This is a genomic window from Paenibacillus dendritiformis, from assembly GCF_945605565.1.
In the GTDB taxonomy this organism is placed as follows: domain Bacteria; phylum Bacillota; class Bacilli; order Paenibacillales; family Paenibacillaceae; genus Paenibacillus_B; species Paenibacillus_B dendritiformis_A.
In genome coordinates this window covers 4,235,532-4,251,203 of the sequence record NZ_OX216966.1, presented here as the reverse complement: position 1 = coordinate 4,251,203, position 15,672 = coordinate 4,235,532, and the positions used below count along the sequence as shown (strand labels likewise).

General features: G+C 53.7%; 2 protein-coding genes. Both read left to right on the top strand.

Features of this window, described 5'->3' with window-relative positions:
- Positions 1-24 precede the first annotated feature (24 nt).
- Positions 25-1,296 carry a Gfo/Idh/MocA family protein gene (locus NNL35_RS18880; protein ID WP_006678324.1) on the top strand — a complete coding sequence of 424 codons (1,272 nt, stop codon included), beginning with the start codon at positions 25-27 and terminating at the stop codon, positions 1,294-1,296.
- 1,091 nt (positions 1,297-2,387) lie between these two features.
- Positions 2,388-15,542, top strand: a complete 13,155-nt coding sequence (locus NNL35_RS18875) for an amino acid adenylation domain-containing protein (RefSeq protein ID WP_338111485.1) — start codon at positions 2,388-2,390, stop codon at positions 15,540-15,542.
- The last annotated feature ends 130 nt before the right edge of the window (positions 15,543-15,672 follow it).

Genomic DNA, 15,672 nt, shown 5'->3' with positions numbered 1-15,672 from the left:
CGGAATATGGAGGAGAGAGCAGAGATGAAGAAAGTGAAGCTGGCCCTGATCGGGGCGGGACTTCGGGGAGTCAACTACACGAATTATGCCCTCGAACATCCCGGCGAGGTCGAAGTCGTCGCGGTGGCCGAACCGGTGGAAGACAGACGGATGAGCTTCAAGCAGGCGCACCGGCTGCCGGATGAGATGTGCTATGCGGATTGGCGCGAGATGCTGAATCAGCCGAAGCTGGCGGATGCCGTTCTCATCTGCACGCAGGACTATATGCATTATGAGCCGACGATGCGGGCGCTGGAGTGCGGTTATCATGTCCTGCTGGAGAAGCCGATGTCCCCGGATCCGCTGGAATGCATCCGAATGGGAGAGCGGGCGAGACGATCGGGGCTCGTATTCTCGATCTGCCACGTGCTGCGCTATACCCGATTTTTCGGCACCATGAAGCAGATGCTGGAGGAAGGCCGCATCGGACGGCTGATGTCCATTCAGCATAATGAGAATGTCGGCTACTGGCATCAGGCGCACAGCTTCGTGCGCGGCAATTGGCGGAATGCGGACGAGACGAGTCCGATGATTCTGGCGAAATCGTGCCACGATATGGACATTCTGCTGTGGCTGGCCGGAGATTCATGCACGAATGTCTCTTCCTTCGGCAGCTTGAGCCATTTCACGGCCGAGAATGCGCCGGCCGGCGCCCCGAAGCGATGTCTTGACGGCTGCCCGGCTGCGGAGGATTGCTTGTATTATGCGCCGAAAACGTATTTGACGGACGAAGACAACTGGATGAAGCTCGCCATCAGCGACGATCAGAGCTATGAAGGGCGGCTGAAGGCGATCCAGGAAGGGCCGTACGGGCGCTGTGTCTATCACTGCGACAACAATGTCGTCGACCATCAGGTGGTGAGTATGGACTTCCGCAATGAAGTAACGGCCGTGTTCACGATGTCCGCCTTCACGAAGGAATGCTCGCGGACAATCAAGCTGATGGGGACGGAAGGCGAGATTCGCGGTGCAATGGAAAAGAACGAAATCGAACTGATCCGCTTTGACCGGAACGAGCCGGAGCTGATCTCCCTGGAGACGCCTGGCGGCCATGCCGGCCATGGGGGAGGCGACGAAGGCTTGATCCGCGACTTCATTCGTCTCGTGGCGGACGGCGGCATGGCCCAAGGCCTGACATCTGCAGATATTTCCGTGCAGAGCCACATGATGGCCTTTGCGGCGGAACAGGCCAGAGTCACTGGCCAGGTCGTTCATATGCCTGCGTACCTGGAGCGATTCGCATCCGCCACAACCTAAAATTGTGCAGCCGTATCGTTCATACAACCAGCCCGTTTCGCTTATTGCGAACGGGCTGAATTTATTGTGAGATGACGGGGGATTCTCGGCTCCAACGAAGGTGAACGCAAATATGTTATGTCCGAAGCTTCTTATGAGCAATTTCCCCAAGGCTCAGAACGGCGCAATAGTGTGGAGAACCTTATGATCAAATCTCCCAAAGACTCAGAATAGCGCACAAATGGGGGGATTCCCAGAACTCATGAAGATGGAAGATGGTACAGAAGGAAGTGTGAGTACCTGACCAATTGGGATATTGGTGAAAAGAGCCAAAAGAGTGGTGCTGACCGATTGGGATAATGCCACAAAGAGTGGAGGATGTTCGGATTTGACTGGCTGGGAAAGAGGCAGGCCTCTACGCCTAATACCATAGCCTGCTGTCCGGCAATCCCTATGTATCGGCTCCACGATGTGTGCTAGTCGCAATTGCCTACAAATCTGACTCTGGACGTAGAAGGCGATGTTAAGCCGTCGAAGCGCCAAGAATACTGATTACTTGCCGTATCCACATGGTTCCGTCCGATTTCGTGTACATACTTCTTCGGATACGTAATAACTTGACTAATGAGGAAAAAGGAGGTAAAAATATAAACAAGGCCAACGTTGGTAAAAAACAGCAACAACCCTATTAAACACGTCATTTGAGAAAATGAGGAATTGAGGGAAGCAGCTTTATTTAAGAAAAGCAAAGGTTAAAGGAAAGTTAATTTTTCAGATTAGGGGAAGGATTCGCTCTCCCGCAATTAACAATTGCAGTACATGACCTGTCCGGACTCTGTGCTTCAATACTGCTCTCCAAGCTATGGAGGAAGCAAGTGTATAAAACACTGGAAGGCTGCGAAAGGCATGGCGGTAATTTTCCACCTTCCTAGGGGCGACCTGACAGTAAAGTTTTATACCAGAACTAGTGTGCATTCATGACGGAAAAGATGAAAAAATCCCCCCGGTGCTGGGGAAAATCCTCGATTTTTTTGGAATTATGCTTGACGAAATACAGGATAGATCGATAGTCCTAAGAACCTGAAACAGAATATCCAAAGGAGTCATGAAAATTGAGTGAGAATGCAATTAAATTGTTCCCTTTAACTCATGCGCAGCAAAGAATATGGTATACGGAATTGCTATATCCGAATACAACGACATGTATGCTCTCCGGTACAATTACGATAAGAGGGAATATAAATCTGGAGCTTTTGGAGCAAGCCATCCAGTTAGTCATTCAACAAAACGAAGCTTTTCGAATAAAAATTATGCAGAAGAACAGCGAACCAATGCAATATGTCGATCCCTATGTACATAAAGCAATCGAGTTTTTAGATTTCTCCGAATACGATGAATCGCATGTAGAGGAATGGTTGAATCTTCATAATAGAAAGCCAATAAAGCTGCTTCATTCGGACTTATATCAGTTTGTTATATTAAAAATTAACAATGAGGAATACCGATACAGCTTCAAAGTGCATCACATTATATCTGATGGCATATCCATGAATCTCGCTATTAATCAGATTTCCGAAAATTATGTAAGGCTCACAGAAGGAATTTTATCCGCAGGGGATGAAAAAAAGCCTTACACCGATTACATTGACACGGAACAGGACTATGAGAGATCAGAACGTTACCAAAAGGATAAAGCGTATTGGTTGGAGAAGTTCCAGTCTCTCCCTGAGATAACAGGTATGAAGTCCTATAATCCTCTGGTGACAAGTACAGCTGCAAAAAGAAAAAGCCTAATCATAAGCAGCGTACTTTATCACAAATTGTCGGAATTTTCTCGGCAAAATAAAGTCAGTGTGTTTATTTTCTTTTTATCCGCTATGTATATTTACCTGCATAAAGTAAGCAACCAGAATGACATAACGATTGGGAGCGTTTATGCAAACCGAACAACGAAGAAAGAAAAAGAAACGATTGGCATGTTCGCCAGTACAGTAGCGGGGCGGATGTCCGTGGAACCGGAACTGGAGCTGCTTTCATTTCTTCAAAGGGTGGCCAAAGAACAGATGACAATTCTGCGTCATCAAAAATATCCTTATAATCAATTAATTCAAGATTTGAGGGAGAAGCATAACAACAAAGATATTCAACGGCTGTTCGGTATTGCAGTGGAGTATCAAAACATACGTTTTCTCGATTTTGATACCTTTAGTGTACGAAGTAAAGTTGAGTTTGGCGGACATGAAGGGAATGATTGCGTACTTCATATTAAAGAAATGTCGAATGAGCAGCAGCTTGTGCTTGATGTGCATTATCGTACGCACATATTTGAAGAAAATGAAGTACAGCAAATGCTTGAGCAGATCATAGCGATTGCCGAACATATGATTCATCGTCCATTTGAAAAAATAGTTGAGGTATCTCTAATTAGTGAGCAAGAGAAAAATACGATACTTAACGTATTTAATGATACTTGGGCAGACTATCCGCACAACAAGACGATTCATCAGTTGGTTGAGGAACAGGCGGAGCGTACGCCGGATCGGGCGGCTGTCGTCTACGAGGGAAGCCAACTGACGTACCGCGAGTTGAACACAAAAGCGAATCAATTGGCGCGAACGTTACGAGCCGAAGGGGTGCGGCCGGATCAGCCCGTCGGCCTCCTGGCCGAGCGTTCGCTGGAGATGATCGTGGGCCTCCTGGCGATCCTGAAAGCGGGAGGCGCCTATGTGCCGATCGATCCGGAATATCCGGAGGAACGGATTGGTTATATGCTCGAGGATTCGGGAGCCCAGTTGTTATTGACACAGAGCCATTTGCAGAAGGGCGGCTCCTTTGACGGCAAACGCTTGATGCTGGATGATGAACGCATGTACAGCGCCGAGGGAGCGAATTTGAAGCCGATGGCCGGGCCGGATCATCTGGCCTACGTGATCTACACGTCGGGGACGACGGGCAAACCGAAAGGGGTGATGGTCGAGCATCGCGGCCTGTGCAATCTGAAGCCCCTGTTTGAGGACACGCTGCACATCGGAGAAGAGGACCACGTTGTCCAATTCGCCAGCTTGTCCTTTGATGCGTCGTGCTGGGAGATGTTCAAGGCGCTCTTTACGGGAGCGACGTTGTATATTCCTGCGAAAGAGACGATTTTGGATCCGCGGTTATTTGAAGACTATATGAGACGTCATCGCATTACGGCCGCTCTTTTACCGCCGGCTTATGCGGCTTCCTTAACTCCAGGCAACCTGCCGGGCTTGAAAACGTTGATCACGGGCGGCTCCGCCAGCTCCGTGGATTTGGTTCGGCAGTGGCAAGACCGCGTGTTGTATATGAACGCCTATGGTCCGACAGAAGACTCGATTGTGACCACGATATGGCCGGCCACGGCTGTCGCTCCGGCCGGGAAGCTGGTGCCTATCGGCCGTCCGATCCCGAATCATCGGGTGTATATCGTGGGTCAGAACGAACAATTGATGCCGGTCGGTATCGCCGGAGAACTCTGCATTTCAGGCGCGGGGGTGGCCCGCGGGTACTTGAATCGTCCGGAGCTGACCGTGGAGAGGTTCGTAGAGAACCCGTTCGAACCGGGCGCGAGGATGTACCGGACGGGGGATCTGGCCAAGTGGCTGCCGGACGGCACTATCGCGTATCTGGGTCGAATCGACCATCAGGTGAAGATTCGGGGATACCGGATCGAACTGGGCGAGGTGGAGGCGCAGCTGTTGAAGATAGCTTCGGTTCAGGAAGCGGTCGTGATCGCTCGGGAGGACGGAGACGGACAGCCGTATTTATGCGCCTATATCGTCGCGGACAAAGAGCTGACGGCAGGCGAGCTGAGAAGCGCGTTATCTCAAGCGTTGCCAAGCTACATGGTGCCTTCCTGCTTTGTGCAGCTGGAGCACATGCCGCTGACGTCCAACGGAAAAATCGACCGTAAAGCCCTTCCGGCACCCGACGGAAGCATGCAAACCGGAGCCGACTACGTGGCTCCGCGCACAGCGTTGGAAGCGGAGCTGGCGCAAATCTGGCAAGAGGTGCTTGGACTTTCGCGCATTGGCGTGAAGGACAACTTCTTTGACATCGGCGGACATTCGTTGCGGGCAACGACTTTGGTGGCCAAGCTGCACAAAGAGATGGGGATCGAGATGCCGCTGAGGGAGGTCTTCCAATACCCGACGATTGAGCAAATGGCGGAAGTGATCACGGGCAAGGAACATCATGCCGCGTATAGGCCGATCCCGATCGCGGAGGAGCGCTCCTATTACCCCGTCTCATCTGCGCAAAAACGATTGTACATTTTGAGCCAGTTGGAAGGCGGGGAGTTCAGCTACAATATGCCAGGCGTCCTGGAGATGGAAGGAGCGTTGGATCGGGAGCGGCTGGAGGAAGCGTTCCGCCAACTGATTCGTCGTCACGAGACGCTGAGGACCGGCTTCGAACTGGTCGGCGGTGAAGCGGTGCAGCGGATACACCGGGACGTGGAATTTGCGGTGGAGTACGTACGGGTGAAGGAAGAGGAAGCGAACGCTCACCTTCGGGAGTTCATGCGGGCGTTTGATCTTCGTCAGCCGCCGCTCGTGCGAGCGAGACTCCTCGGACTGCAGCCGGATCGCCATCTGTTGCTTTTTGACATGCACCATATCATCTCCGATGGAGCTTCCATGGAGCTATTCCTTCGGGAGTTGGTGCAGTTGTACGAGGGATCGGAGCTGCCGCCGCTTCGCATTCAGTACAAGGATTACGCGGCATGGCAGCAGGGAGAAGTGCAGCGTGAACGGATGAGCAAGCAGGAAGCGTATTGGCTGGATGTGTTTGGTGGAGAAATCCCGGTGCTCGATCTGCCAACGGACTATGCGCGGCCGCTGGTTAGAAGCTTTAAGGGTAATACGTTCGAATTTGTCATTGATGCACACAAAAGCGAAGCATTAAGGCAACTGGCCATGCAAACAGGAACGACGCTGTACATGGTTTTGCTTGCGGCGTACACTACTTTGCTGTCCAAGTACAGCGGGCAGGAAGATATCATCGTGGGAACGCCAATCGCAGGAAGAACGCATGCGGACCTAGAGCCGATTCTGGGGATGTTCGTGAACACGCTGGCGATACGCAATACGCCGGCGGGGGAGAAGACGTTCCAGGAGTACCTGCATGAAGTCAAAGAACATACGCTGAGCGCTTACGAGAACCAAGACTATCCGTTCGAAGAATTGGTCGGCAAGCTGGATGTGTCAAGAGATGTAAGCCGCAATCCGCTCTTTGATACGATGTTTGTTCTGCAAAACATAGAGCAAGGAGAAGTGAACATCGAAGGGCTGACCTGTAAGCTTTACCCGAACGAACATCACATCGCCAAGTTCGACCTAACCTTCAGCTTGACCGAAGGAGCCGAAGGAATCGCAGGCAGCATCGAGTACGCCTGCTCGCTGTACAAGGAAGAAACGATCGAGCGGATGGCCGGGCACTTCCAGCAGGTAATAGACGCCATTGCACGTGATCCGCACAGGAAGCTGTCGTCGATCGAGATCATCGGCCCGGAGGAGAGAGCGCAGATTCTGGAGACCTTCAATGACACTTGGGCAGATTATCCGGGCGGCAAGACGATTCATCAGTTGGTTGAGGAACAGGCGGAGCGTACGCCGGATCGGGCGGCCGTCGTCTACGAGGGAAGCCAACTGACGTACCGCGATTTGAACACCAAAGCGAATCGATTGGCGCGAACGTTACGAGCCGAAGGGGTGCGGCCGGATCAGCCCGTCGGCCTCCTGGCCGAGCGTTCGCTGGAGATGATCGTGGGCCTCCTGGCGATCCTGAAAGCGGGAGGCGCCTATGTGCCGATCGATCCGGAATATCCGGAGGAACGGATTGGTTATATGCTCGAGGATTCGGGAGCCCAGTTGTTATTGACACAGAGCCATTTGCAGAAGGGCGGCTCCTTTGACGGCAAACGCTTGATGCTGGATGATGAACGCATGTACAGCGCCGAGGGAGCGAATTTGAAGCCGATGGCCGGGCCGGATCATCTGGCCTACGTGATCTACACGTCGGGGACGACGGGCAAACCGAAAGGGGTGATGGTCGAGCATCGCGGCCTGTGCAATCTGAAGCCCCTGTTTGAGGATATGCTGCACATCGGCGAAGAGGACCACGTTGTCCAATTCGCCAGCTTGTCCTTTGATGCGTCGTGCTGGGAGATTTTCAAGGCGCTCTTTACGGGAGCGACGTTGTATATTCCTGCGAAAGAGACGATTTTGGATCCGCGGTTATTTGAAGACTATATGAGCCGTCATCGCATTACGGCCGCTCTTTTACCGCCGGCTTATGCGGCTTCCTTAACTCCAGGCAACCTGCCGGGCTTGAAAACGTTGATCACGGGCGGCTCCGCCAGCTCCGTGGATTTGGTTCAGCAGTGGCAAGACCGCGTGTTGTATATGAACGCCTATGGTCCGACAGAAGACTCGATTGTGACCACGATATGGCCGGCCACGGCTGTCGCTCCGGCCGGGAAGCTGGTGCCTATCGGCCGTCCGATCCCGAATCATCGGGTGTATATCGTGGGGGCGAACGATCAATTGCTGCCGGTCGGTATCGCCGGAGAACTCTGCATTTCAGGCGCGGGTCTGGCCCGCGGGTACTTGAATCGTCCGGAGCTGACCGAGGAGAGGTTCGTAGAGAACCCGTTCGAACCGGGCGCGCGGATGTACCGGACGGGGGATCTGGCCAAGTGGCTGCCGGACGGCACTATCGCGTATCTGGGTCGAATCGACCATCAGGTGAAGATTCGGGGGTACCGGATCGAGCTGGGCGAGGTGGAGGCGCAGCTGTTGAAGATGGCTTCGGTTCAGGAAGCGGTCGCGATCGCGCGGGAGGACGGAGACGGACAGCCGTATTTATGCGCCTATATCGTCGCGGACAAAGAGCTGACGTCAGGCGAGCTGAGAAGCGCGCTTTCGAAGAAACTGCCGGGGTATATGGCACCTTCCTGCTTTGTGCAGCTGGAGCACATGCCGCTGACGTCCAACGGAAAAATCGACCGTAAAGCCCTTCCGGCACCCGACGGAAGCATGCAAACCGGAGCCGACTACGTGGCTCCGCGCACAGCGTTGGAAGCGGAGCTGGCGCAAATCTGGCAAGAGGTGCTTGGACTTCCGCGCACTGGCGTGAAGGACAACTTCTTTGACATCGGCGGACATTCGTTGCGGGCAACGACTTTGGTGGCCAAGCTGCACAAAGAGATGGGGATCGAGATGCCGCTGAGGGAGGTCTTCCAATACCCGACGATTGAGCAAATGGCGGAAGTGATCACGGGCAAGGAACACCATGCCGCGTATAGGCCGATCCCGATCGCGGAGGAGCGCGCCTATTACCCCGTCTCATCCGCGCAAAAACGCTTGTACATTTTGAGCCAACTGGAAGGCGGAGAGCTCAGCTACAATATGCCGGGCGTTCTGGAGATGGAAGGAGCGTTGGAGCGGGAGCGGCTGGAGGAAGTGTTCCGCCAACTGATTCGTCGTCACGAGTCGTTGCGGACCGGCTTTGAGCTGGTCGGCGGTGAAGCGGTGCAGCGGATACACCGTGATGTGGAGTTTGCAGTGGAGCATGTACGGGTGAAGGAAGAGGAAGCGCAAGCGTACCTTCGGGAGTTCATGCGCGCGTTTGATCTTCGTCAGCCGCCGCTCTTGCGAGCGAGACTCCTCGAACTGCAGCCGGATCGCCATCTGCTGCTTTTTGACATGCACCATATCATCTCCGACGGAGCTTCCATGGGCGTGTTCCTTCGGGAGTTTGCGCAGTTGTACGAGGGAGCGGAGCTGCCGCCGCTTCGCATTCAGTACAAGGATTACGCGGCATGGCAGCAGGGAGAAATGCAGCGTGAACGGATGAGCAAGCAGGAAGCGTATTGGCTGGATGTGTTCAGCGGAGACATCCCGGTCCTCGATCTGCCCGCGGACTATGCCCGGCCGCTGGTCCGAAGCTTTACGGGAAATACGTTTCACTTTGTCATCGACCAGCAGAGAAGTGAGAAATTAAGGCAGCTTGCCATGCAAACCGGAACGACGCTGTACATGGTTTTGCTTGCGGCCTATACCACCTTGCTGTCCAAGTACAGCGGACAGGAAGATATTATCGTGGGAACGCCGGTTGCGGGAAGAACGCATGCGGAGTTGGATCCGATTGTGGGGATGTTTGTGAATACGCTGGCGATACGCAATGCGCCGGCGGGGGAGAAGACGTTCCAGGAGTATGTGCAGGAAGTCAGAGAAAATACGCTGAGGGCCTATGAGAACCAAGACTATCCCTTCGAAGAATTGGTCGGCAAGCTGGATGTGTCAAGAGATGTGAGCCGCAATCCGCTCTTTGATACGATGTTTGTCCTGCAGAATACGGAGCAAAGCGAAGTGAACATCGAAGGGCTAACGTGCAAGCTTTACCCGAACGAACATAATGTGGCCAAGTTTGACCTGACCTTCAGCTTGACCGAAGGAGCCGAAGGAATCGGAGGCAGCATCGAGTATGCGAGTTCCCTGTACAAGGCAGAGACGATCGAGCGGATGGCCAAGCACTTTACGCAGGTAATAGACGTCATTGTCGATGATCCGTACAAGAAACTATCGTTGATCGAGATCATCGGCCCGGAGGAGAAAGCGCAGATTCTGGAGACCTTCAATGATACGGCTGCAGACTATCCGCGAGACAAGACGATTCCTCAGTTGGTTGAGGAACAGGCGGAGCGTACGCCGGATCGGGCGGCTGTCGTCTGCGAGGGAAGCCAACTGACATACCGCGAGTTGAACACAAAAGCAAATCGATTGGCGCGAACGTTACGAGCCGAAGGGGTACGGCCGGATCAGCCCGTCGGCCTCCTGGCCGAGCGTTCGCTGGAGATGATCGTGGGCATGCTGGCGATCATGAAAGCCGGAGGCGCCTATGTGCCGATGGACCCGGAATATCCGGAGGAACGGCTTGGGTATATGCTCAAGGATTCGGGAGCCAAGCTGTTATTGACACAGAGCCATTTGCAGAAGTGTGAATCCTTTGACGGCAAACGCTTGATGCTGGATGACGAACGCATGTACAGCGCCGAGGGAGCGAATTTGAAGCCGATGGCCGGGCCGGATCATCTGGCCTACGTGATCTATACGTCGGGAACGACGGGCAAACCCAAAGGGGTGATGGTCGAGCATCGCGGCCTGTGCAATCTGAAGCCCCTGTTTGAGGACACGCTGCACATCGGAGAAGAGGACCACGTTGTCCAATTTGCCAGCTTGTCCTTTGATGCGTCGTGCTGGGAGATGTTCAAGGCGCTATTTACGGGCGCGACTTTGTATATTCCTGCGAAAGAGACGATTTTGGATCCGCGGTTATTTGAAGACTATATGAGCCGTCATCGGATTACGGCCGCTATTTTACCCCCAGCCTACGCGGCATCCTTAACTCCGGGCAACCTGCCGAGCTTGAAAACGTTGATCACGGGAGGCTCCGCCAGCTCCGTGGATTTGGTTCGGCAGTGGCAGGACCGCGTGTTGTATGTGAACGCCTATGGTCCGACAGAGGACTCGATTGTGACCACGATATGGCCGGCATCTGCTGTCGCTCCGGCCGGGAAGGTGGTGCCGATCGGCCGTCCGCTCCCGAATCATCGGGTGTATATCGTGGGGGCGAACGATCAATTGCTGCCGGTCGGTATCGCCGGAGAACTCTGCATTTCAGGCGCGGGTGTGGCCCGCGGTTACTTGAATCGTCCGGAGCTGACCGAGGAGAGGTTCGTGGACAACCCGTTCGAATTGGGCGCGCGGATGTACCGGACGGGGGATCTGGCCAAGTGGCTGCCGGACGGCACTATCGCGTATCTGGGCCGAATCGACCATCAGGTGAAGATTCGGGGGTACCGGATCGAGCTGGGCGAGGTGGAGGCGGAGCTGTTGAAGATAGCTTCGGTTCAGGAAGCGGTCGCGATCGCCCGGGAGGATGGAGACGGACAGCCATATTTATGCGCCTATATCGTCGCGGACAAAGAGCTGACGTCAGGCGAACTGAGAAGCGCGTTATCTCAAGCGTTGCCGGGCTACATGGTGCCTTCCTGCTTTGTGCAGCTGGAGCACATGCCGCTGACGCCGAACGGAAAAATCGACCGTAAAGCTCTCCCGGCACCCGACGGAAGCATGCAAACCGGAGCCGACCACGTGGCTCCGCGCACAGCGGTGGAAGCGCAGCTGGCGCAAATCTGGCAAGAGGTGCTTGGGCTTCCGCGCGTCAGCGTGAAAGACAACTTCTTTGACATCGGCGGACATTCGTTGCGGGCAACGGCTTTGGTGGCCAAGCTGCACAAAGAGATAGGGATCGAGATGCAGCTGAGGGAGGTCTTCCAATACCCGACGTTGGAGCAAATGGTGGAAGTGATCACGGCCAAGGAACACCAGGCTGCGTATCGGTCTATCCCGATCGCGGAGGAGCGCGCCTATTACCCCGTCTCATCCGCGCAAAAACGCTTGTACATTTTGAGCCAACTGGAAGGCGGAGAGCTCAGCTACAATATGCCGGGCGTTCTGGAGATGGAAGGAGCGTTGGAGCGGGAGCGGCTGGAGGAAGTGTTCCGCCAACTGATTCGTCGTCACGAGACGTTGCGGACCGGCTTTGAACTGGTCGGCGGTGAAGCGGTGCAGCGGGTACACCGTGATGTGGAGTTTGCAGTGGAGCATGTACGGGTGAAGGAAGAGGAAGCGAACGCTCACCTTCGGGAGTTCATGCGCCCGTTTGATCTTCGTCAGCCGCCGCTCTTGCGAGTGAGACTCCTCGAACTGCAGGCGAATCGCCATTTGTTGCTTTTTGACATGCACCATATTATCTCGGACGGAGCTTCCATGGGCTTGTTCCTTCGGGAGTTTGCGCAGTTGTACGAGGGAGCGGAGCTGCCGCCGCTTCGAATTCAGTACAAGGATTACGCGGCATGGCAGCAGGGAGAAATGCAGCGCGAACGGATGAGCAAGCAGGAAGCGTATTGGCTGGAGGTATTCGGCGGAGAAATCCCGGTCCTCGATCTGCCCGCGGACTATGCCCGGCCGCTGGTCCGAAGCTTTCAAGGAAATACGTTTAGATTTGTCATCGACAAGCAGAGAAGTGATGAATTAAGGCAACTTGCTATGCAAACCGGAACGACGCTGTACATGGTCTTGCTTGCGGCCTATACCACCTTGCTGTCCAAGTACAGCGGACAGGAAGATATTATCGTGGGAACGCCGGTTGCAGGAAGAACGCATGCGGAGCTGGAGCCCCTTCTGGGGATGTTCGTGAACACGCTGGCGATACGTAATGCGCCGGCGGGGGAGAAGACGTTCCAGGCGTACGTGCAGGAAGTCAAGGAACATACGCTGAACGCGTACGAGAACCAAGACTATCCGTTTGAAGAATTGGTCAGCAAGCTGGATGTGTCAAGAGATGTGAGCCGCAATCCGATCTTTGACACGATGTTTGTTCTGCAAAACATAGAGCAAGGAGAAGTGAGCATCGAGGGGCTGACCTGTAAGCTTTACCCGAACGAACATCACATCGCCAAGTTCGACCTGACCTTCAGCTTGACAGAAGAAGCCGAAGGAATTGCAGGCAGCATCGAGTACGCCTGCTCGCTGTACAGGGAAGAAACGATCGAGCGGATGGCCGGGCACTTCCAGCAGGTAATAGACGCCATTGCACGTGATCCGCACAGGAAGCTGTCGTCGATCGAGATTATCAGCCCGGAGGAGAAAGCGCAGATTCTGGAGACCTTCAATGATACGGCGGCAGACTATTCGCGCGACAAGACGATTCATCAGTTGGTTGAGGAACAGGCGGAGCGTACACCGGATCGAGCGGCTGTCGTCTGCGAGGGAAGCCAACTGACGTACCGCGAATTGAACACCAAAGCGAATCGATTGGCGCGAACGTTACGAGCCGAAGGGGTGCGGCCGGATCTGCCCGTCGGCCTCCTGGCCGAGCGTTCGCTGGAGATGATCGTGGGCATGCTGGCGATCATGAAAGCCGGAGGCGCCTATGTGCCGATGGACCCGGAATATCCGGAGGAACGGCTTGGGTATATGCTCACGGATTCAGGAGCCAAGCTGTTATTGACACAGAGCCATTTGCAGAAGTGTGAATCCTTTGACGGCAAACGCTTGATGCTGGATGACGAGCGAATGTACAGTGAAGCCGGATCGAACTTGGAGCCGGGTGCGGGACCGGATCATCTGGCCTACGTGATCTATACGTCGGGAACGACGGGGAAACCGAAAGGGGTGATGGTCGAGCATCGCGGCTTGTGCAATCTGAAGCTCCTGTTTGAAGACACGCTGCACATCGGAGAAGAGGACAACGTTGTCCAATTCGCCAGCTTGTCCTTTGATGCGTCGTGCTGGGAAATTTTCAAGGCACTCTTTACGGGCGCGACGTTGTATATTCCGGCGAAAGAGACGATTTTGGATCCGCGGTTATTTGAAGATTATATGAGCCGTCACCGCATTACGGCCGCTATTTTACCGCCAGCCTACGCGGCATCCTTAACTCCGGGCAACCTGCCGAGCTTGAAAACGTTGATCACGGGAGGCTCCGCCAGTTCCGTGGATTTGGTTCAGCAGTGGCAGGACCGCGTGTTGTATGTGAACGCCTATGGTCCGACAGAGGACTCGATTGTGACCACGATATGGCCGGCATCTGCTGTCGCTCCGGCCGGGAAGGTGGTGCCGATCGGCCGTCCGCTCCCGAATCATCGGGTGTATATCGTGGGGGCGAACGATCAATTGCTGCCGGTCGGCATAGCCGGGGAACTCTGCATTTCAGGCGCGGGTGTGGCCCGCGGTTACTTGAATCGTCCGGAGCTGACCGAAGAGAGGTTCGTGGACAACCCGTTCGAACCGGGCGCGAGGATGTACCGGACGGGGGATCTGGCCAAGTGGCTGCCGGACGGCACTATCGCGTATCTGGGTCGAATCGACCATCAGGTGAAGATTCGGGGATACCGGATCGAACTGGGCGAGGTGGAGGCGCAGCTGTTGAAGATAGCTTCGGTTCAGGAAGCAGTCGTGATCGCGCGGGAGGACGGAGACGGACAGCCGTATTTATGCGCCTATATCGTCGCGGACAAAGAGCTGACGGCAGGCGAGCTGAGAAGCGCGTTATCTCAAGCGTTGCCAGGCTACATGGTGCCTTCCTGCTTTGTGCAGCTGGAGCACATGCCGCTGACGTCCAACGGAAAAATCGACCGTAAAGCCCTTCCGGCACCCGACGGAAGCATGCAAACCGGAGCTGACTATGTGACTCCGCGCACAGCGGTGGAAGCGCAGCTCGCGCAAATCTGGCAAGAGGTGCTTGGACTTCCACGCATTGGCGTGAAGGATAACTTCTTTGACATTGGGGGGCACTCTTTAAAAGTGCTGCAATTGACTCAGAAGATTCATGCAGAGATGGAAATCGATATTCCTCTTCGTGTCGTATTTGAGATGCCTTCCATAGAAGAAATGGCTATTGAGCTATTACAACGAAAGTTTAACAAGTTTGAACAGCGAAATGGAAGCAATATTATAAAACTAAATAAAAATGGATTAATGAATGTTTTCTGCTTTCCTCCTGCGCTGGGGTATGGCATTGCTTTTTCCGAAATGGCCAAACATCTTGAAGACCACTGTGTAGTCTACGCTATCGAATTTATAGAAGGTAACTATGCTCACACAGATATGCTGGATCAATATGTGGATTCTATTATAAGTATTCAAGAGAAAGCGCCTTATGTATTTTTGGGTTACTCTGCGGGAGGCAATCTGGCGTTTGAAGTTGCTAAAGCAATGGAAAAAAGAGGATACGAAGTATCGGATATCATTATGGTAGACTCGATGAAACGAAAGAGTCGGAAAGAAGAATCGGCTGAGGAAATAGATCATCAGATCACGCAATTATTGGAGGTTGTTCCTGAGCATTTTAAACAAGTTCTAAATGCACCAGTTACAAGGGATAAAGTAAGAAATAAAATGCGTGCTTACCATATGTACTGGAATGAACTCGTAAATACAGGGGTCGTCCAAGCGAACATCTACGGCTTGGTTGCAGAAAGTTCACCAATCAGGGAAGCTGAAAATCACGATGTTCTATTATGGAAACAGGCAACCTCAAAATGTTATGTCGAGTATGAGCTGCACGGCCAACATATGGAGGTGCTTGTACCTGGTTTTGTCGAGGAGAACGCGAAGGTCATTCAACGCATCATAAATGAAATATTCGAAACAACCCATTTGGCATATCGTTTTTAGCGGAAAATGAAACATCGCAAAATGGCGCCGAGCTGATTGTTCAGCTTTGGCGCCATTTTGTGTGGACGAATACAAACAATGGCATGATTGCCAGGGAAGCGTCAACACTATCTGGGGATGAGCGTATAAA

Bases quoted from the DNA above. Each gene is read 5' to 3' on its own strand.
- NNL35_RS18880 (WP_006678324.1), top strand. From the start codon at position 25: ATGAAGAAAGTGAAGCTGGCCCTGATCGGGGCGGGACTTCGGGGAGTC.